15 protein-coding genes, 2 tRNA genes and 2 pseudogenes are annotated in these 19,481 nt (G+C 68.5%); 1 reads left to right on the forward strand and 18 read right to left on the reverse strand.

The genetic code is table 11. The features are described from left to right. Position 1 precedes the first annotated feature (1 nt). The gene (gene polA, locus KAE78_RS16700) at positions 2-2,605 is read right to left on the reverse strand and encodes a DNA polymerase I (RefSeq protein ID WP_262927895.1); all 2,604 of its coding nucleotides are present in this window, start codon (positions 2,603-2,605) and stop codon (positions 2-4) included. A gap of 118 nt (positions 2,606-2,723) precedes the next feature. On the opposite strand from polA, the gene KAE78_RS16705 reads away from it, so the two are divergent. Further along, positions 2,724-3,098, forward strand: coding sequence for a hotdog fold thioesterase (locus KAE78_RS16705; protein WP_223172836.1), 375 nt, complete (start codon positions 2,724-2,726; stop codon positions 3,096-3,098). Positions 3,099-3,104: 6 nt separating this feature from the next. On the opposite strand, the gene KAE78_RS16710 is transcribed toward KAE78_RS16705, so the two are convergent. From KAE78_RS16710 to rpe, 17 genes and pseudogenes are all read right to left on the reverse strand, one after another. Continuing rightward, the gene (locus KAE78_RS16710) at positions 3,105-3,725 is read right to left on the reverse strand and encodes an ANTAR domain-containing response regulator (RefSeq protein ID WP_223172654.1); all 621 of its coding nucleotides are present in this window, start codon (positions 3,723-3,725) and stop codon (positions 3,105-3,107) included. A 201-nt stretch (positions 3,726-3,926) separates the two neighbouring features. Beyond that, positions 3,927-4,009, reverse strand: a tRNA-Leu gene (locus KAE78_RS16715). 133 nt (positions 4,010-4,142) lie between these two features. Beyond that, positions 4,143-4,229, reverse strand: a tRNA-Leu gene (locus KAE78_RS16720). 49 nt (positions 4,230-4,278) lie between these two features. Further along, positions 4,279-5,736 (reverse strand): pyruvate kinase, encoded by a 1,458-nt coding sequence (pyk, locus tag KAE78_RS16725; protein ID WP_223172655.1) that lies wholly within the window; start codon positions 5,734-5,736, stop codon positions 4,279-4,281. A gap of 60 nt (positions 5,737-5,796) precedes the next feature. Continuing rightward, entirely contained in the window at positions 5,797-7,263 is a 1,467-nt protein-coding gene (locus tag KAE78_RS16730) for a glutamate synthase subunit beta (protein WP_223172656.1), read from the reverse strand. Further along, positions 7,256-11,852 (reverse strand): annotated as a pseudogene (gltB, locus tag KAE78_RS16735) (glutamate synthase large subunit). The gene KAE78_RS16730 and the pseudogene gltB overlap by 8 nt, the downstream one beginning before the upstream one ends. An 11-nt stretch (positions 11,853-11,863) precedes the next feature. Further along, the gene (gene lgt / locus KAE78_RS16740; protein WP_223172657.1) at positions 11,864-12,961 is read right to left on the reverse strand and encodes a prolipoprotein diacylglyceryl transferase; all 1,098 of its coding nucleotides are present in this window, start codon (positions 12,959-12,961) and stop codon (positions 11,864-11,866) included. A 10-nt stretch (positions 12,962-12,971) separates the two neighbouring features. Continuing rightward, a pseudogene (trpA, locus tag KAE78_RS16745) lies at positions 12,972-13,717 on the reverse strand (tryptophan synthase subunit alpha). Between the two features lie 53 nt (positions 13,718-13,770). Continuing rightward, positions 13,771-14,979, reverse strand: coding sequence for a tryptophan synthase subunit beta (gene trpB, locus KAE78_RS16750; protein WP_223172658.1), 1,209 nt, complete (start codon positions 14,977-14,979; stop codon positions 13,771-13,773). Next, positions 14,976-15,755, reverse strand: coding sequence for an indole-3-glycerol phosphate synthase TrpC (gene trpC, locus KAE78_RS16755; protein WP_223172659.1), 780 nt, complete (start codon positions 15,753-15,755; stop codon positions 14,976-14,978). Before trpC ends, trpB begins: the two co-directional genes overlap by 4 nt. After that, on the reverse strand, positions 15,755-15,985 hold the full coding sequence (locus KAE78_RS16760) for a DUF6704 family protein (RefSeq protein WP_223172660.1): 231 nt from the start codon (positions 15,983-15,985) through the stop codon (positions 15,755-15,757). The genes trpC and KAE78_RS16760 overlap by 1 nt, the downstream gene beginning before the upstream one ends. A 47-nt stretch (positions 15,986-16,032) precedes the next feature. Further along, positions 16,033-16,608, reverse strand: coding sequence for a Trp biosynthesis-associated membrane protein (locus tag KAE78_RS16765; protein WP_223172661.1), 576 nt, complete (start codon positions 16,606-16,608; stop codon positions 16,033-16,035). Continuing rightward, positions 16,605-16,961, reverse strand: coding sequence for a phosphoribosyl-AMP cyclohydrolase (gene hisI, locus KAE78_RS16770; protein WP_223172662.1), 357 nt, complete (start codon positions 16,959-16,961; stop codon positions 16,605-16,607). Before hisI ends, KAE78_RS16765 begins: the two co-directional genes overlap by 4 nt. A gap of 7 nt (positions 16,962-16,968) precedes the next feature. After that, the gene (hisF, locus tag KAE78_RS16775) at positions 16,969-17,718 is read right to left on the reverse strand and encodes an imidazole glycerol phosphate synthase subunit HisF (RefSeq protein ID WP_223172663.1); all 750 of its coding nucleotides are present in this window, start codon (positions 17,716-17,718) and stop codon (positions 16,969-16,971) included. Further along, positions 17,718-18,557, reverse strand: coding sequence for an ATP phosphoribosyltransferase (hisG, locus tag KAE78_RS16780; protein ID WP_223172664.1), 840 nt, complete (start codon positions 18,555-18,557; stop codon positions 17,718-17,720). The genes hisF and hisG overlap by 1 nt, the downstream gene beginning before the upstream one ends. A 37-nt stretch (positions 18,558-18,594) precedes the next feature. Then, positions 18,595-18,858: a phosphoribosyl-ATP diphosphatase gene (locus KAE78_RS16785; protein ID WP_223172665.1), complete on the reverse strand. Its 264-nt coding sequence runs from the start codon at positions 18,856-18,858 to the stop codon at positions 18,595-18,597. Next, positions 18,855-19,475, reverse strand: coding sequence for a ribulose-phosphate 3-epimerase (rpe, locus tag KAE78_RS16790; RefSeq protein ID WP_262927918.1), 621 nt, complete (start codon positions 19,473-19,475; stop codon positions 18,855-18,857). The genes KAE78_RS16785 and rpe overlap by 4 nt, the downstream gene beginning before the upstream one ends. Between the last annotated feature and the right edge of the window lie 6 nt (positions 19,476-19,481).

Here is a 19,481-nt window from a genome sequence, read left to right on the forward strand (position 1 = left end):
CCTAGTGCGCGGCCTCGTTCCAGTCACGGCCGCGCCCGACCTGCACATCCAGCGGCACGGACAGCTCCGCCGCCGTGCCCATACGGGTGCGGACGACCTCCTCGGCCCGATCCCACTCTCCTGGCGCGACCTCCACGACGAGTTCGTCGTGGATCTGCAGAAGAACGCGCGAGCCCAGCCCCTGCGCACGGAAGTCCTCATGGATGCGGAACAGAGCGATCTTCATGATGTCGGCGGCGCTGCCCTGAATCGGGGCGTTGAGCGCCGCGCGCTCGGCGTTCTCGCGCAGCACACGATTCGGGCTCGCCAGATCGGGGAACGGGCGGCGCCGGCCGAAGATCGTCTCGGTGTAGCCGTCTTCGCGTGCCTTCTCGACGGAGGCCCTCAGATAGTCGCGCACAGCGCCGAAACGCGCGAAGTACTCCAGCATCAGCTGCTTCGCCTCGGCCTGCTCGATGCGCAGCTGCTTCGCCAGCCCGAACGCCGAGAGTCCGTACACGAGACCGTAGGACATCGCCTTGACCTTCGTGCGCATCTCGGAGGTGACGTCGCTGGGCTCCACGCCGAACACGCGTGCACCTACGAAGCGGTGGAGATCCTCCCCGGCCTGGAAGGCCTCGATGAGTGCCGCGTCGCCCGACAGATGCGCCATGATGCGCATCTCGATCTGCGAGTAGTCGGCCGTCAGAAGCGTCTCGAACCCTTCCCCTACCTGGAAGGCAGAACGGATGCGGCGCGACTCCTCCGTGCGCACGGGGATGTTCTGCAGGTTGGGATCCGTGCTGGAGAGGCGGCCGGTCTGGCTGCCGGTCTGCACGTAGGTCGTGTGGATGCGGTCGTCCGCGCCGATGGCGGAATCGAGCGACTCGATGATCTGACGGAGCTTGGTCGCCTCGCGGTGCTCGAGCAGAAGGCCGAGGAAGGGATGCGGATGAGACTCCTGCAGATCGGCGAGAACCGCGGCATCCGTGGAGTAGCCGGTCTTGGTCTTGCGGGTCTTCGGCAGACCCAGGTCTTCGAACAGCACCTCTTGCAGCTGTTTGGGAGAACCGAGGTTCACCTCGCGGCCGATCGTCTCGAAGGCTCTCGTGGCGATCGTCTGGGCTCGTTCGGCGAGCTCTGCGGAGAAAGTCGAGAGCACCTCGTGCGAGACGGCGACGCCGGCCAGCTCCATGTCGGCGAGTGTCAGCAGTGTCGGCAGCTCGATGTCGGTGAGGACCGACGCCACGCCCTCTGTCATCTGCTCGCGCAGAACCCTTGCGGTGCGCAGAGTGAACCAGGCCAGCTGAGCCGGTGTGGCGCCGTCGTTCTCGGGGATGAGCTGACTCGGGTCGGCCTCGGGCAGCTTCTCGCCCAGGTAGCGGTCCACGAGGTGCCCGAGGGTCTTGTCGGGGAAGCTCGGTCGCAACAGCCACCCCGCGAGGAGAGTGTCGTAGGCGAGGCCGCCGAGGCGCACACCGGCACGCGCCAGCGCCTTCACCTGCGGTTTGGCCGCATGCAGCGCCTTGGGTGCATCCGAGGTGAGCCAGGGCGACAGCACGGATGCGGCATCCGTCGTCCATTCGCCCTCGACGAGTTCGGTCAGACTCGCCACGCCCACCCGCACCGGCCGGTCGCCCTCGAGGACGAAAGTGACGCCGATCTCGCCGCTCTGCGCCGCCAGCCAGGTGGCGATCTCGCCGACGGAGGCCTCGCGCGGCGCCGGCATCTCGACCACGGCCTCCTCTTCGGCGACCTGGCCGTCGCCCATCGCCTCGAAGAGCCGCTTCATGAGAGTGCGGAACTCGAGTCGGGCGAAGATGTCGCGCACGGCTTGTGCATCGATCGGACGCACCTCGAGGTCGGCCGGCTCCACGGGCAGTTCGACATCGGTGAGCAGCCGGTTGAGCTTGCGATTGCGACGGACGTCGTCGATATGGTCGCGAAGGTTGCCACCGACCACGCCCTTGATCTCTCCGGCGCGCTCGAGCAGCTCGTCGAGAGTGCCGAACTGCGTGAGCCACTTGACGGCCGTCTTCTCCCCCACCTTCGGGACTCCAGGGAGGTTGTCGCTCGTCTCGCCGACGAGCGCCGCCACGTCGGGATACTGAGCGGGGCGGACGCCGTAGCGCTCTTCGACGGCGGGCGGGTCGTAACGCTTGAGCTGCGAGACCCCCTGGACCGACGGATAGAGCAGCGTGACCTCGTCGGTGACGAGTTGGATCGTGTCGCGATCACCGGAGACCACGAGCACGTCGTAGCCGGCCCCGGCGCCCTGCGTGGCCAGCGTCGCCAGGATGTCGTCGGCCTCGTAGTCCTCCTTCGTGAGGACCGGGATCGACATCGCCGTCAGTGCCTCCTGCAGGAGCGGGATCTGCCCACGGAACTCGGCGGGTGTCTCGGACCGGGTGGCCTTGTAGTCGGGGTACTCGCGTGTGCGGAAGGACTGCCGCGAGGTGTCGAAGGCGATCGCCATATGCGTCGGCTGCTCGGCCTTGATGAGGTTGATGAGCATCGAGAGGAAGCCGTAGATGGCGTTCGTGTGCTGGTTGTCTTTCGTGGTGAAGTTCTCGACCGGGAGGGCGAAGAAGGCTCGGTAGGCCAGCGAATGGCCGTCGACGATCATGAGGGTAGGCTTTGCGGAGTCCGTCACCCTCACAGCCTAACGAGGGGCGCAGACACACGGAGGAGGATTCGTGAGCACAGCCGACAGTCCCGGACTCGAATGGGCGACCGCGCGCGGAATGGGCGCTCTCGCAGAGAAGATGGGATTCGAGTTCACCGAGTTCAGCATCGAGCGGTGCGTGGCGACCATGCCGGTGGAGGGCAACACCCAGCCCGTCGGACTCCTGCACGGCGGTGCCTACGTCGTGCTCGGCGAGTCGCTGGGGTCGATGGCCGCGAACCTCCACGCTGGGCCGGGTCGACTGGCCGTGGGCGTCGACATCAACGCCACGCACACGCGCTCCGCGACGAGCGGCATCGTCACCGGGGTGTGCACGCCGATCCATCTCGGACGATCCATGACCGTGCACGAGATCGTCGTGACAGACGATCAGGGACGACGCTGCTCGACCGTGCGCATCACGAACATGATCAAGGATCTGCCCGCTCGGTGATCGCGCTCAGCCTTTCTTAGGCGCGAGCTGCTCGATGATCGCCTTCGCGACATCCTGCATGGTGAGACGGCGATCCATGGAAGCCTTCTGGATCCAGCGGAACGCCTCGGGCTCGCTCAGACCCATCTTCTCGTTGAGGAGACCCTTGGCCCGGTCCACGAGCTTGCGGGTCTCGAAGCGCTCCACCATGTCGGAGACCTCGGCCTCGAGCGTGAGGATCTGCTCGTGGCGGGCCAGGGCGATCTCGATCGCGGGCAGCAGGTCGTTGGGGGTGAACGGCTTGACGACGTAGGCGAGGGCGCCGGCCTCACTCGCCCGTTCGACGAGCTCCTTCTGGCTGAACGCGGTCAGCAGGACGACCGGTGCGATGTTGCCCTTGTTGAGGCGCTCGGCCGCGCTGATGCCGTCGAGCTGCGGCATCTTGACGTCCATCACGACCAGGTCGGGACGAAGCTCCATCGCCAGCTGCACGGCGGTCTCGCCGTCACCGGCCTCCCCGACGACATCGAAGCCGTTGTCGCGGAGGATCTCGACGATGTCGAGCCGGATGAGCGACTCATCCTCGGCGACGACGACGCGTCGGGGCGCAGGGGCGGAGGTCTGTGCGGCGGTTTCTTCCTCGGTCACGTGTCAATCCTAGTGGAGATGATCGGGAAACCCTGGTGCCGGCGGTGGGGCCACGGCGCTTCTCGGTACGACACAGGGTGTCGTACCGAGCCTCCGGCGCCGCGGAACCGGAACCTCACGCGGGCTTCGCCCGCTGGTTCGAGTCCCGCTCTACGAGTCATGTGGCTCCGCAACCGCCTGAGGGCGGCCGCAGAGCCACAGTGCCGGCGGTGGGACTCGAACCCACACGCCCTTTCGGACAAAGCATTTTGAGTGCTCCGCGTCTGCCATTCCGCCACGCCGGCCCGCATCGACTTTACCGCACGCGTTGCGAGGTCAGCTGCGGTAGCGCCCTCCAGCCGCTGCGCGGCTTCCGGACGCGTGCCGGCGGTGGGGCCACGCGGCCACTCCACTCGCCGCTGCGCGGCGTGCGGAGCCTCGGGCCGCGCGGGACCGGAACCCACACGCCCTTTCGGACAAAGCATTTTGAGTGCTCCGCGTCTGCCATTCCGCCACGCCGGCCCGCATCGACTTTAGCCTATGCGAAAGGGGCGAGGCGTCTGCCTCGCCCCTTTCAGGACCGTCTACTTGGCCGACTTGTAGATCGGGCCGCACCGCCGACCGCGTCGCCGACCGCGTGGACGCGGATGTCGTTCGTCGAGCCGACGATTCCGGGAGGAGAGCCGGAGATCACCACGACCTTGTCGCCTTCTGCGGCCAGGCCGCTCTTCAGCAGGTACTCGTCGACCTGGAGGAACATCAGGTCGGTGTGCTCGACGGCGTCCACGAGGGAGGTGTGCACGCCCCACGTCAGCGCCATACGGCGTCGGATGTTGGGCTCCGGCGTGAAGGCGAGCATCGGGATCCGCGAACGCAGACGCGAGAGGCGTCGGGCCGAGTCGCCCGACTGGGTGAACACGCACAGGAACTTCGCGTCGACGAACTCGGCGACCTCGACCGCGGCGAGTGTGATGATGCCGCCCTGGGTACGCGGGCGGTTGGTCAACGAGGCGATGCGCTCGAGTCCGTGCTCCTCCGTCGAGGCGATGATGCGCGCCATCGTCTCGACGACGACGACCGGGTAGTCGCCCACGCTCGTCTCCCCCGACAGCATGACGGCGTCGGCGCCGTCGAGGACGGCGTTGGCGACATCCGAGGTCTCCGCGCGTGTCGGCACCGGGTTGTTGATCATCGACTCCAGCATCTGGGTGGCGACGATGACCGGCTTGGCGTTCTGGCGTGCGAGTTCGACGGCGCGCTTCTGCACGATGGGCACGGCCTCCAGCGGAAGCTCGACGCCCAGGTCGCCACGGGCGACCATGATCCCGTCGAAGGCGTCGACGATCCCCTCGAGGGCCTCGACGGCCTGCGGCTTCTCGATCTTGGCGATGACCGGGATGCGCACGCCCTCCTCTGCCATGATCTCGTGGACGCGGGTGACGTCGGAGGCGTTGCGCACGAAGGAGAGCGCGATGAGGTCGGCGCCCACGCGCAGACCCCAGCGAAGGTCCTCCTCGTCCTTCTCGCTGAGGGCCGGGACGTTCACGGCCACGCCCGGAAGGTTGATGCCCTTGTTGTTGGACACCGCACCGGCGACGACGACGCGGGTCGTGACCACCGTGTCATCGGAATCGACGACCTCGACACGCACCTTTCCGTCGTCGATGAGCAGGTGGTCGCCCGCCTTGACATCCTGGGGCAGACCCTTGAACGTCGTGCTGCAGATCTCGCGCGTGCCCTCGATGTCATCGATCGTGATCTTGAAGATGTCGCCGACGGCGAGCTCATGAGGCCCGTCGGCGAACTTGCCGAGGCGGATCTTGGGGCCCTGCAGGTCGACGAGGATGGCCACCGCGCGACCGGCGTCCTCGGCAGCCCTGCGGACATTGGCGTAGTTGGCGTCGTGAACCGCGGTGTCACCGTGGCTCAGATTCAGTCGGGCGACATCGACACCGGCATCCACGAGTGCTCGCACCGTTTCATAGGTGGAGGTCGCAGGACCCAGGGTGGCGACGATCTTGGCGCGTCTCAACGTATTCCTCCGGGGATATTGGAAGGGAAGGTGGGTAACGGCGTGAGAGCCAGGGCCAGCCTACGCGGGCTGGAGTCCGATGGCGAGATCGGTGGGACGCACCGGGGACGGAAGCACCGTGTCACCCATGAGGTGGCGGTCGACGCTCGCGGCGGCGGCGCGCCCCTCGGCGATGGCCCAGACGATCAGCGACTGGCCACGGCCGGCGTCGCCGGCGACGAAGACGCCCGGAATCGAGGACGCGTACTCACCGTCGCGCTCGAAGTTTCCGCGGGCGGTCGTCTCCGGCTGGGTCTGACCCGTGAAGCTGTCGGTCTCCGGGCCGGTGAACCCCATGGCGATCAGCACGAGGTCTGCCGGGATCTCGCGCTCGGTGCCCGCCTTCGGCAGTCGCTTGCCGTCGACGTACTCGGTCTCGGCGACCTTCAGCGCCCGCACCTCGCCGGCCTCGTTCGCGAGGAACTCGACGGTCGAGGCGAGGTAGACCCGCTCGCCGCCCTCCTCGTGCGCGGACTGCACCTCGAAGACGGTCGGCATCATGGGCCAGGGCTGGTGCTCGGGGCGCTCCACGCCGGGCTGCTTGCCGATCGCGAGGTTCGTCACGCTCAAGGCGCCCTGCCGGTGAGCGGTGCCGATGCAGTCGGCTCCGGTGTCGCCGCCGCCGATGACGATGACGTGTTTGCCCTCGGCAGAGATCTGGTTGGGCACCTGGTCGCCCGCCGTGGCACGGTTGGACTCGACCAGATACTCCATCGCGAAGTGGACCCCGTCGAGCTGACGTCCGGGGATCGGCAGATCGCGGGGCACCGTGGCACCGGTGGCGACGACCACGGCGTCGTAGCGCGCGCGCAGGTCGTCCCAGCTGATGTCGCGGCCGATCTCGACCCCGGCACGGAAGCGCGTGCCCTCGTCCTGCATCTGGCGAAGCCTCGCCTCGAGGTGGCTCTTCTCCATCTTGAAGTCGGGGATGCCGTAGCGCAGCAGCCCGCCGATGCGGTCGTCGCGCTCGTACACGGCGACGGTGTGCCCGGCCCGGGTGAGCTGCTGAGCGGCTGCGAGGCCGGCCGGGCCCGAACCCACGACCGCGACCGTCTTGCCCGTCAGGCGCGCGGGAGGCTGCGGCTCGATCCAGCCCTTGGAGAATGCCTCGTCGGCGATGGAGACCTCGATCTGCTTGATCGTGACCGCCGGCTGATTGATGCCGAGGACGCAGGAGCTCTCGCAGGGTGCGGGGCAGAGCCGTCCGGTGAACTCGGGGAAGTTGTTGGTCGCGTGCAACCGGTCGGCTGCCGCGCGTCCTTCTCCGCGCCAGGTCAGGTCGTTCCACTCCGGAATGAGGTTGCCCAGCGGGCATCCCGAGTGGCAGAACGGTACTCCGCAGTCCATGCAGCGGCTGGCCTGGCGACGCAGCACGGCCTGATCGCCGGGCTCGTACACTTCCTTCCAGTCGAGGATGCGCACGGGAACGGGACGGCGAGCGGGAAGCTCGCGATCGGTCACTTTCAGGAAGCCTTTGGGATCAGCCACCGGTCACCTCCAGGATGCGGGTCCAGACGACTTCGCCGTCGGGGTCCAGCCCCTCGGCGATCGCCTCCTGGCGAGTGTGCTGCACCGCCGCGTAGTCGCGGGGCAGCACCTTGACGAACTCGGCCGCGACGTTCTCGAAGTCGTCGAGCATGCGCCGAGCGAGGGGGACGACGTGCGTTCGGCGTGCTCGGTGAGCAGGCTCCGCAGCACCTCGAGGTCGGCGCGGTCGAGCTGTTCGAGAAGCAGCTCGCCGCCCTGCAGCGACTGGATGTTCACCAGCTCCGGGCGCAGCCGGTGCACGTAGGCGACGCCGCCGGACATACCGGCGCCGAGGTTGCGGCCGGTCGTGCCGAGGATCACCGCGAGGCCGCCGGTCATGTACTCGAGCGCGTGGTCTCCGACGCCTTCGACGACGGCGGTCGCACCCGAGTTGCGCACGAGGAAGCGCTCCCCGACGACCCCGGAGAGGAACATGCTCCCCGAGGTGGCGCCGTAGCCGATGACGTTGCCGGCGATGACGTTCTGTTCCGGCGCGATGGTCGCGCCGCGGGGCGGACGGATCACGATGTCGCCGCCGGAGAGCCCTTGCCGACGTAGTCGTTCGCGTCGCCTTCGAGACGGATGATGACCCTGCCGGAAGGAACGCCCCGAGCGACTGTCCGGCCGTGCCGTGCAGGAGGATGTCGATGGTCTCCTTGGCGAGGCCTTCCGCGCCGCAGCGCGTCGTGACCTCGTGTCCGAGCATGGTGCCCACGGCCCGCTCCGTGTTGCGGATCGGCAACTCGATGACCACCGGCTCCCGGCGCTCGAGGGCGTCGGTCGCCATCTCGATGAGCGCCACGTCGAAGTGCTGATCGAGCTCATGATCCTGCTCGCGGGCGCTCCGGCGAGGCTCGTCCGCGGGGAACAACGGCCCCTCCAGCACCGGCGTGAGGTCGAGGCCCTCGGCCTTCCAGTGCTCGATCGCGGTGTCGACCTTCAGCAGGTCGGCACGGCCGATGATCTCGTCGAGGGAACGGAAGCCGAGCTCGGCGAGCAGTTCACGCACCTCCTCCGCGATGAACTCCATGAAGTTCACCACGAACTCCGGCTTGCCCGTGAAACGCTCCCGCAGGACCGGGTTCTGCGTCGCGACCCCGACCGGGCAGGTGTCGAGATGGCAGACCCGCATCATGATGCAGCCGCTCACGACGAGCGGGGCCGTGGCGAAACCGAACTCCTCCGCACCCAGGAGGGCGCCGATGATCACGTCTCGACCGGTCTTGAGCTGGCCGTCGACCTGGACGACGACACGATCGCGCATGCCGTTGAGCATGAGCGTCTGCTGTGTCTCCGCCAGGCCCAGCTCCCAGGGGGTGCCGGCGTGCTTGAGGGAGTTCAGCGGGCTCGCGCCCGTTCCGCCGTCGTGTCCGGAGACCAGGATGACGTCGCTGAGCGCCTTGGCGACGCCGGCGGCGACCGCTCCGATCCCCGACTGGCTCACGAGCTTGGTGTGGATGCGGGCATCCGGATTCGCGCGCTTCAGGTCGAAGATGAGCTGCTTGAGGTCCTCGATCGAGTAGATGTCGTGGTGCGGCGGGGGCGAGATGAGTCCGACGCCGGCCGTCGCGTGACGCGTGCGCGCCACCCAGGGATACACCTTCGCCGGAGGAAGCTGACCGCCCTCCCCGGCTTGGCGCCCTGCGCGAGCTTGATCTGGATGTCGTCCGACTCCGAGAGGTAGTGGCTGGTCACGCCGAACCGTCCGGAGGCGACCTGCTTGATCGCGCTGCGACGCTCCGGGTCGACCAGGCGCTCCGGGTCTTCACCGCCCTCGCCGGTGTTGGACTTCCCGCCGATCCGGTTCATGGCGATGGCGAGCGTCTCGTGCGCCTCGCGCGAGATGGAGCCGTAGCTCATCGCCCCGGTCGAGAAGCGCTTGACGATCTCGGAGACCGGCTCGACCTCGTCGAGCGGCACAGGAGGACGGATGCCGGTACGCAGCTGGAACAGTCCGCGCAGTGTCTTGAGCTCCTCCGCCTGATCGTCCACGAGCTTCGTGTACTCGCGGAAGATGTCGTAGCGGCGGGTACGCGTGGAGTGCTGGAGGCGGAACACCGTCTCGGGATTGAAGAGGTGCGGGGCCCCGTCGCGACGCCACTGGTACTCGCCGCCGGTCCACAGACGCTCATGGGCGCGGGCGGCGCCGTCCTCGGGGTAGGCGTAATCGTGCCGCGCCTGGTTCTCGGTGTAGATGGCCTCGATGCCGACGCCGCCGAGCTTCGTCTCGGTGCCGGTGAAGTATGCGTCGATGAACTCCTGGCTGAGGCCGACGGCTTCGAACACCTGCGCGCCGGCGTAGGAGGAGACCGTGGAGATCCCCATCTTCGACATGATCTTGAGCACGCCCTTGCCGAGGGCGTAGATGAGGTTGCGCACCGCGGTCTCGGGGCTGATCCCGGTGATGTAACCGGTGCGGACCAGGTGCTCGACGGTCTCCATCGCGAGGTACGGGTTCACCGCGGATGCCCCGTAGCCGATGAGCGTGGCGACGTGGTGGACCTCTCGCACATCGCCGGCCTCGACGATGAGACCGACCTTCATGCGGTTCTCGCGCCGGATGAGGTGATGGTGCACGGCGGAGACCATGAGCAGCGAGGGGATCGGCACGAGATCCTTGTTGGAGTCGCGGTCGGAGAGGATGATGAATTCCGCGCCGTCCTCGATCGCCTGGTCGACTTCGGCGCACATCTCGGCGAGGCGGTCCTCCATCGCGTGCGCTCCGAGGTCGAAGTGGTACAGGCCACGGATCGTCGCGCTCGAGCGCCCGGGCATCGCCTTGTCGATGTGGCGGATCTTCGCGAGCTCGTCGTTGTCGATGACCGGGAAGTCGAGCGTGACGGTGCGTGCGTGCTCGGGCCCCACGACAGCAGGTTGCGCTCGGGTCCGAGTCCGAGGCTCAGGCTCGTCACGACCTCTTCGCGGATCGAGTCCAGCGGCGGGTTGGTGACCTGGGCGAACTGCTGGATGAAGTAGTCGAAGAGCAGCCGCGGACGCTTGCTGAGCACTGCGATCGGCGTGTCGCTTCCCATCGCCCCGATCGGCTCGGCGCCGGTCTGCCCCATCGGGGTCAGGAGGATGCGCACCTCTTCCTCCGTGTAGCCGAAGGTGCGCTGGCGACGTGTGATGGACGCCGGCGGGTGCACGATGTGCTCGCGCTCGGGAGATCGGCGAGACGGGTCGCCCCTCTTCGAGCCACTCCTGCCACGGGTGGAGGGTGGCGAGCTCCTGCTTGACCTCCTCGTCCTCGACGATCCGGCCCTGCGCCGTGTCGACGAGGAACATCTTCCCGGGCTGCAGGCGACCGCGACGCTTGATGCGTTCGGGCGCGAACTCCAGTACACCGGTCTCGGAGCCGATCACGACGAGGCCGTCGGTCGTCTCGGTCCAGCGCCCGGGCGCAGGCCGTTGCGGTCGAGGGTCGCGCCGACCAGCGTGCCGTCGGTGAAGATCAGTGCGGCGGGGCCGTCCCACGGCTCCATCTGGTTGGCGTGGTACTCGTAGAACGACCGCAGCTCGGGTGAGAGATCCGCCTGCTTCTCGTGCGCCTCCGGGACCATCATCATGATCGCGTGCGGGAGGCTGCGCCCGGTCAGCGTGAGCAGCTCGAGGACCTCGTCGAAGGAGGCGGAGTCGCTGGCGCCCTCGGTGCAGATCGGAAGGAGCGGGCGGATGTCGCCGAGCAGCTCCGACTCGAGCTGCGACTGACGCGCACGCATCCAGTTGCGGTTGCCGCCGACGGTGTTGATCTCGCCGTTGTGCGCGAGCATGCGCAGCGGCTGCGCGAGGGCCAGGAGGGGAAGGTGTTGGTCGAGTAGCGCGAATGCACCACAGCCAGCTCGGAGGCGAAGCGCTCGTCCTGCAGGTCGGGGTAGAACGGCTCCAGCTGCAGGGTGGTGACCATGCCCTTGTAGCCGAGGGTCCGGCTGGACAGGGAGACGAAATACGCGCCGAGCTCGTGCCCGGCGCGCTTCCTCAGCCGGTACGCCACGCGATCGAGCGCGATACCGGAAAGTGCGGAGCCGTCGCCCGGAGCCGGGTTGGAAGCATCGTGGTCGGCGCTCACGAAGAGCTGCTCGAATGCGGGGCGCGCCTCGTCGGCGAGCTTTCCGAGGTGCTCGTTCGCCGTCGGGACGGCACGCCAGCCGAGGACGCGCAGCCCTTCCTCGCGGGCGATCTTCTCCACGCCGGCCTTCTGGGTGCGGCGCTCGCCCGCGTCGCGGGGCAGGAACGCGAGTCCGGCGGCGTACTCCCCACGGGAGGAAGTTCGAACGCCGTGACCGCGCGCAGGAAGTCATCGGGCATCTGGGTGAGGATGCCTGCACCGTCGCCGGTGCCCGCATCCGATCCGATCGCTCCGCGGTGCTCGAGGTTGCGCAGCGCCTCCAGCGCGAGCGAGATGATGTCGTGCCCGGGGTCCCGCGCAGGGTGGCAACCATCGCCAGGCCGCAGGCGTCCTTCTCGAAGGCAGGGTTGTACATGCCCTGCTTGCCGGGGATCGCCAGCCCCGCCGGAGCGGGGACCTGTGTACGGAGGTTGCTAACTGCCATGCGGGTCGTCCTCAGGATCTTCGAATGCAACGGGACGGCGTTGGCCCACGCGTTCTCTGCGGTGGAAGGGTGACAGACGGGCGTCTATCGGGTTTCGCCCTCGGTCGAAGGATCAGTGCTTGTGGCACCGGCCCCGGCTGTGACTTCGGCCGCGGGGGCTCACTCACATCGACGAATTCTGTGGAATCGTCCTGCGATTGTACAACAGCGCTCGGATTGTTCCCCTCACGGCCGGGCACGTACGGCGAGGGCTCGAGTCCGGGGTGGCGACGGGTCTGCACGATGATCACGACGATTCCGAGGAGCACGGCGAAGAGCGCCGCCCACACGTTCGTGCGCAGGCCCAGGATGATCTCGCTCGGATCGATGCGGATCGACTCCCAGACCACGCGGCCGGCGCCGTACCAGATCAGGTACACGGCGAAGAGCTTGCCCCACTGCACGCGGAAGCGGTGCCCCAACCAGAGCAGGAAGAACACGCCCAGCAGGTTCCAGATCACCTCGTAGAGGAAGGTGGGGTGGAACAGCGTGTCGGGCGCGAGCCCGGGCGGGAAGGCGGGGTTGCTGGGCTCGATCTCCAGGCCCCACGGCAGATCGGTGGGCTGCCCGAACAGTTCATGGTTGAACCAGTTGCCGAAACGGCCGATGGCCTGCGCCAGGAGCATGCCCGGGGCCATCGCGTCGGCGAAGCTCGCGAAACGGATGCCGGTCCACCGGCATCCGATCCAGGCGCCGACGGCGCCGCCGAGCAGGGCGCCGAAGATGGCGATGCCGCCCTCCCAGATCGCCCAGACGGAGCCCGGTTCGAAGGGGTTCCAGGTGTTCTTGCCCTCGCCGAAGTAGAAGTTCGGGTGGGTGAGGACGTGGAAGATCCTCGCACCGATGATCGCGAGCGGGACGGCGAAGATCGCGATGTCGATCACGACCCACGGCTCGGCCCCGCGGCGGGTGAGTCGGCTATTGGTCAGCAGGACCGCGACGATGATGCCGACGATGATGCAGAGCGCGTAGACGTAAATGCGCAGCGGGCCGATCTCGAAGTAGCTCACCGAGGGGCTGGGGATGCTGGCGACGACACCGCCGAGGGCAGGAGAAAGCGCGAGGGACATATCGCCGATTCTACTTGTCGTCGACAGGGGCGTCGGACGTGGTCCCCCGCGTCAGGGAACGGGTCAGCTCCGCCAGGCCCGTCAGCCCGCTGTCGCGCAGCGCCCGGACCAGCGCGGTGCCGACGATCGCGCCGTCAGCGTACTCCAGGACGCTCGCCACCTGGTCGGGCGTGGAGATGCCGATGCCGACGCAGGCGTTGACCGCCTCGCGCTCGCGCAGTCGGGTGACGAGGGTGCGGGCGGCGGAATCCAGTTCGGCCCTTTCGCCGGTCGTCCCCATCGTCGCCACCGTGTACACGAAGCCTGTGGAACTGCGGGCGATCAGGGCGAGCCTCTCATCGGTCGACGTCGGCGCGGCGAGGAAGATGCGATCGAGCCCGGTGCGCTCGGATGCCGCGATCCACTCCGCTGCCGCATCCGGGGTGATGTCGGGGTCACGAGCCCCGCTCCCCCGGCGGCGACGAGGTCGTCCGCGAAACGATCCACACCGTACTGGACCACGAGGTTCCAGTAGGTCATGATGACCACCGGCGTGTCGGTGCGCGCGGTGATCTCCCGGACGGCCGTGAACACGTCCCGCACGCGGAACCCTGCGGCGAGGGCGGCCTGTGTGGCCTCCTGGATGACCACGCCGTCCATGACGGGATCGGAGTAGGGCGGACCGAGCTCGAGGATGTCGGCGCCGTTCTCTGCGACCGTGACGGCCGCCTCGATGCTCGTCTGCAGGTCCGGATAGCCGATGGGCAGGTAGCCCATGAAGGCTCCGCGTCCCTGCGCCTTGGCGCGGGCGATGGCGTCGGCGACACGGCTCACGGCTGCGCTCCCTCGTCGTAGAGGTCGAAGTAACGGGCGGCGGTGTCCATGTCCTTGTCGCCGCGACCGGACAGGCACACGGCGATGATCCCCTCGGGGCCGAGCTCACGCCCGAGTCGCAGTGCTCCGGCGAGGGCATGTGCGGACTCGATGGCGGGGATGATGCCCTCGGTGCGGCTGAGGAGGCGCAGAGCCTGCATAGCCTCGTCGTCGGTGGCCGGGATGTACTCGGCACGACCGATGTCGGCGAGCCACGCATGCTCCGGTCCGACCCCCGGGTAGTCGAGGCCCGCGGAGATCGAGTGGGACTCGATGGTCTGGCCGTCCTCGTCCTGCAGCACGTAGGTCCTGGCGCCGTGCAGGACGCCCGGGCGTCCACGCTCGATCGACGCCGCATGCCGCTCGGTGTCGACGCCGTCACCGGCGGCCTCCACCCCGTAGAGCTTCACACCCTCGTCGTCGAGGAAGGCGTCGAACATGCCGATCGCGTTCGAGCCGCCGCCGACGCAGGCGACGACGGCATCCGGCAGGCGACCGACCTCGTCGAGCAGCTGTGCGCGCGCCTCTTCTCCGATGATCTTCTGGAAGTCGCGCACCATGGCCGGGAACGGATGAGGGCCCGCCGCCGTGCCGAAGATGTAGTTGGTCGTCTCGACCGAAGCCACCCAGTCGCGGTAGGCGTCGTTGATGGCGTCCTTGAGGGTGCGGGAGCCGGTCGTGACGGGCACGACCTCGGCGCCGAGGAGCCGCATACGGGCGACGTTGAGCGCCTGTCGCTCGGTGTCGACCTCGCCCATGTAGATCGTGCACTCGAGGCCGAAGAGCGCCGCTGCGGTCGCGGTGGCGACGCCGTGCTGTCCGGCGCCCGTCTCGGCGATCACCCGGGTCTTCCCGAGCCGCTTGGTCAGAAGCGCCTGCCCGAGAACGTTGTTGATCTTGTGCGAGCCGGTGTGGTTGAGGTCTTCCCGCTTGAGGAAGACACGGGCACCGCCGGCGTGCTCGGCGAAGCGCGGCACCTCGGTGAGCACCGAGGGCCGACCTGCGTAGCTGTGCAGAAGATGCGCCAACTCGTCGCGGAAGGCGGGATCGACGATCGCCGACTCGTACACCGCAGTGAGCTCGTCGATCGCGGCGATGAGCGACTCGGGCATGTAGCGCCCGCCGAAGTCGCCGAAGAAGGGACCTGCCTGTTCGCGAAGACTCACGCTCCGGCCTCCAGGAAACGGGCGAGGGTCGCCACCGGATCGCCGGTGACGAGCGCCTCGCCGATCAGGACGACGTCGGCACCCGCGGAGCGGTAGTGGCGCACGTCGTCAGGGCTCAGCACCGCGGACTCGGCGATCTTGATCGCGGTGTCGGGGATGCGCTCGACCAGTGTGCCGAACAGGTCGCGGTCCAGCTCCAAGGTCTTCAGATCACGGGCGTTCACGCCGATGAGCGACGCGCCGAGATCGATGGCGGCATCGAGCTCTTCCGCGGAGTGCGTCTCGACCAGTGGGGTCATGCCGAGGTCGAGGATGAGCGCGTAGAGCTCCGCGAGCACCTTCGGCTCAAGGCCGGCGACGATGAGCAGCGCCAGGTCGGCACCGGCGGCGCGGGCCTCGAAGACCTGGTACGGGGTGGCGATGAAGTCCTTGCGCAGCACCGGCACACTGACCTTCCCGGTCACCGCCTCCAGATCGGCGAGGCTTCCCCCGAAGCGCCGTTCCTCGGTCAGGACGCTGATCGCGGAGGCACCGCCCTGTTCGTACAGCGAGGCCTGGAGGGCAGGATCCGGGATCTCTGCGAGCGCCCCGCGCGACGGGCTCGCCCGCTTGACCTCGGCGATGATCTTCACACGATCCGCGGGAGCGAGTGCGGCCAGGGCGTCCTGCGCGGCGGGCCGCGCCAGCGCGGCGCGCTCCACCTCGGCCAGCGGTCGCTGCTGAGCCCGGCGTTCGGCGTCTTCGACTGCGCCGGCCGTCAGGTCGGCGAGGACCATTAGTGGGCCTTCGGGGTGTACTTGGGGCCCTTCACGCCGTAACCGGCCTTCGCCAGGATGCCACCCGTGATCCAGCCGAGCACCAGCAGCACCGCCGAGGCCCAGACGAGCCACGGGACGTCGAGGCAGAAGGCGACCGTACCGATCGTGAAGGCCACGAGCATGATGATGACGGCGGTCCACGCCGCGGGCGAGTGTCCGTGGCCGGGGTCGGCGATCGGGTTGGTCATGTGCTCCTCCGAAGGGAATCTAGGGGCTTGCGATCAGTCTATCGGTCTCATCGGGTGGGGTCGGAGCCGCGCGAAAGGTCGTCCCAGGAATCGATCGCGTCGATGGGGCCGGTGTGCGTCTGGCCGTCGGTGCGGAAGCGTTTGCCCGCCGTGCGCCAGCGGTGGGCGGAGGCGGCGATGAAGGCCGCAGCCGCTAGGAGCAGCACCCAGAGCACGAGGGTGACGAGCGGCCAGGATGTCGGCACGACGGCCTCCACGAGCGTCGCCACGGCGTCGTGTCCGGCGAGGCCGGTGAGCTCCGTGACCGTGCCGGCGGCGGCGGACAGCGGAGGGCTCGTGACCAGCGGCAGGGTGGCGATCAGCAGCCAGACACCGATCGCGACGGCGATCGCGGCGAAGACGTAGCGCAGCATCCGTCCCACGATCGCGAGGACACCGGCGAGGGCGAGGATCGTCAGACTGAGCGGCGCGAGGATGGGCAGCGCGTCGGCGCCCGAGACCTCCACCGTCTCTGCCGCGGTGCTGACGGAGACGAACAGCCAGGTCTGCGTCGAGGAGAGGATGCCGAGCCCGCCGACAAGGACGAGCAGGAGCACGCTCAGGGAGCGCCCTCGCGTCATCATGCGGCGTCTCCGGAGGCCGGCTCGAGATCGACCGTGTCGAAGCAGGTGCGGGTCCCCGTGTGGCACGCGGGGCCGGTCTGATCCACCAGAAGCAGGATGGCGTCGGCGTCGCAGTCCAGACGTGCCCCCTTCACGACCTGGATGTGACCGGAGGTGTCGCCCTTGCGCCAGTACTCGCCCCGCGAACGCGACCAGTAGGTCGCGCGGCCGGTCGTGAGGGTGCGGCGCAGGGCCTCCGCATCCGTCCACGCGAGCATGAGCACCTCGCGCGTGTCCCACTGCTGCACGATGACCGGTGCGAGACCGTCGGCGTTCCAGGCGACGCTCTGCACGCGCGTTTCGATGTCGCTCACCGCACCGTCACCCCTCGGCCGCGAGAGCGGCCTTGACCTCGCCGACGGTCATCTCCCCGGTGTGGAAGACGCTCGCGGCAAGAACGGCGTCCGCGCCGGCCGCGATGGCGGGCGCGAAGTGCGAGACGTCTCCGGCGCCTCCGGAGGCGATCACCGGCACGCTGGAGATCTCGCGCATGAGTGCGATGAGCTCGAGGTCGAAGCCGTCGCGCGTCCCGTCGGCGTCGATCGAGTTGACGAGCAGCTCGCCGGCACCGCGATCGATCGCCTCGCGTGCCCAGTCGAGGGCGTCGATCGCCGTCGCGGTGCGGCCGCCGTGGGTCGTGACGACGAATCCGGATGTCGTGCCCTCGGCGCGCTTGACATCCAGCGACAGCACGAGCACCTGCCGTCCGAAGCGGTCGGCGATCTCGCCGATGAGCTCGGGCCGCGCGATCGCGGCGGAGTTGACGCCGATCTTGTCGGCGCCCACGGCGAGGAGCTTCGCCACGTCCTCGGCGCTGCGCACTCCCCCGCCCACCGTGAGCGGCACGAAGACCTGCTCGGCCGTGCGCTGGACCATCTCGTAGGTGGTCGCGCGGGCGTCGACCGTCGCCGTCACATCGAGGAAGGTGATCTCGTCGGCGCCCTGAGCGGCATAGTGGCGGGCCAGCTCGACGGGATCGCCCATGTCACGGAGGTTCTCGAAGTTGACGCCCTTGACGACGCGGCCGGCGGCGACGTCGAGGCACGGGATGACCCGGCAGGCGAGGGTCATCAGAGCCTCGCCGCGTCGATCGCCGTCACGAGGATGGCGCGGGCACCCAGCGCATAGAGGGCGTCCATGACCTGGTTGACCCCGCGGCGCGGGATCATGACGCGCACGGCGACCCATTCGGGGTCGCGCAGCGGCGAGATGGTCGCGGACTCGCGCCCCGGGGCGAGAGCGACCGCCTGGTCGACGAGCTCCGTCGGCAGGTCGTAGTCCAGGAGCACGTAGCGACGCGCCACCATGACGCCGCGGAGGCGGCGCAGCAGCGTCTCGGTGCCGTCTGCGTCACCCGGGCGGCTGATGAGGACAGCCTCGGATTCGAGGATGACCGGCCCGAAGATCTCCAGACCCGCCTGTCGGAGGGTGGTGCCGGTCGAGACGACGTCGGCGACGGCATCCGCCACGCCGAGGCGCACCGCGGATTCGACGGCACCGTCGAGCTGGACGAGCTCGGCATCGACGCCGTTCTCCCGGAGGAACGCGCCGACGAGCCCGGGATAGGCCGATGCGACGCGGACGCCGGTCAGATCCTCGAGCTTCTCGAAGCGTCCGGGAGGCCCGGCGAAGCGGAAGGTGGAGCCGCCGAAGCCGAGCTGCTCGATCTCGCGAGCGGGCTGGGCGACGTCCAGGAGCAGGTCGCGTCCGGTGATGCCGACGTCCAGCGCACCGGAGGCGACGTAGGTGGCGATGTCGCGCGGACGCAGGAAGAAGAACTCCACGTCGTTCTCGGAGTCGATCACGTGCAGGGTCTTCGGGTCGCGCCGACCGGCGTATCCGGCCTCGGCGAGCATCTCGGCGGCGGTCTCGGCGAGCATGCCCTTATTGGGAACAGCAATGCGCAGCATGGGAATCCTTCATTTGCAGGGGAAGAGGGACAGTCGCTCAGAGATGTCGGTAGACGTCTTCCAGCGACAGGCCCTTCGCGACCATCAGCACCTGCAAGTGGTAGAGCAGCTGCGAGATCTCCTCGGCGGCGTGCTCATCCGACTCGTACTCGGCGGCCATCCAGACCTCGGCGGCCTCCTCGACGATCTTCTTGCCGATCGCGTGCACGCCGGCATCCAACTGCGCGACCGTGCCCGAGCCCGCAGGACGCGTGGCGGCCTTGTCGCTCAGCTCGGCGAACAGCTCCTCGAAAGTCTTCACGATTCAAGGCTAGCGGCTCTGGCGCGGGCCCGGAGTCCGCCGATGGCCGCCTCGACATCGGCGGCGCCGTAGACGGCCGATCCCGCGACGAAGGTGTCGGCGCCGGCGGCCGCGGCCTGCGCGATCGTGTCGTCGGAGATCCCGCCGTCGACCTGGAGCCATACGCGCGATCCGCGCCGCCGTGCCTCGTCCGCGAGCCCGCGCAGCTTCGGCATCGTCTCGGGCATGAAGCCCTGTCCGCCGAATCCGGGCTCCACGGTCATGACGAGGATCTGATCGAACTCGTCGAGGACGTCGTAAAGGCTCTCCGCCGCGGTGCCGGGTTTGATCGCGACGCCGGCGCGCGCACCGATGTCACGGAGCCTCCGTGCGAGCGCGATCGGATCGGCGGCGGCCTCCAGATGGAAGGTCACGCTCGCCGCACCGAGCTCGGCATAGCCCGGCGCCCAGCGGTCGGGGTCGTCGATCATGAGATGCACGTCCAGCGGGATCGGGCTCGTCGCCTGGATGCGTTCGACCATCTGCGGCCCGAAGGTGAGGTTGGGCACGAAGTGGTTGTCCATGACGTCGACATGCGCGAAGTCGGCGCTCGCGATGCGGGCGAGGTCCGCCTGCATGTTCAC

It is taken from the genome of Microbacterium sp. NIBRBAC000506063 (assembly GCF_017968845.1).
Classification (GTDB): Bacteria; Actinomycetota; Actinomycetes; order Actinomycetales; family Microbacteriaceae; genus Microbacterium.

Coding starts and splice junctions, on each gene's coding strand:
- polA (WP_262927895.1), bottom strand. CDS start 2,605: ATGATCGTCGACGGCCATTCGCTGGCCTACCGAGCCTTCTTCGCCCTC.
- KAE78_RS16705 (WP_223172836.1), top strand. CDS start 2,724: ATGGGCGCTCTCGCAGAGAAGATGGGATTCGAGTTCACCGAGTTCAGC.
- lgt (WP_223172657.1), bottom strand. CDS start 12,961: ATGTCCCTCGCGCTTTCTCCTGCCCTCGGCGGTGTCGTCGCCAGCATC.
- trpC (WP_223172659.1), bottom strand. CDS start 15,755: ATGGTCCTCGCCGACCTGACGGCCGGCGCAGTCGAAGACGCCGAACGC.
- KAE78_RS16760 (WP_223172660.1), bottom strand. CDS start 15,985: ATGACCAACCCGATCGCCGACCCCGGCCACGGACACTCGCCCGCGGCG.
- KAE78_RS16765 (WP_223172661.1), bottom strand. CDS start 16,608: ATGATGACGCGAGGGCGCTCCCTGAGCGTGCTCCTGCTCGTCCTTGTC.
- hisF (WP_223172663.1), bottom strand. CDS start 17,718: ATGACCCTCGCCTGCCGGGTCATCCCGTGCCTCGACGTCGCCGCCGGC.
- hisG (WP_223172664.1), bottom strand. CDS start 18,557: ATGCTGCGCATTGCTGTTCCCAATAAGGGCATGCTCGCCGAGACCGCC.
- rpe (WP_262927918.1), bottom strand. CDS start 19,475: ATGCAGGCGGACCTCGCCCGCATCGCGAGCGCCGACTTCGCGCATGTC.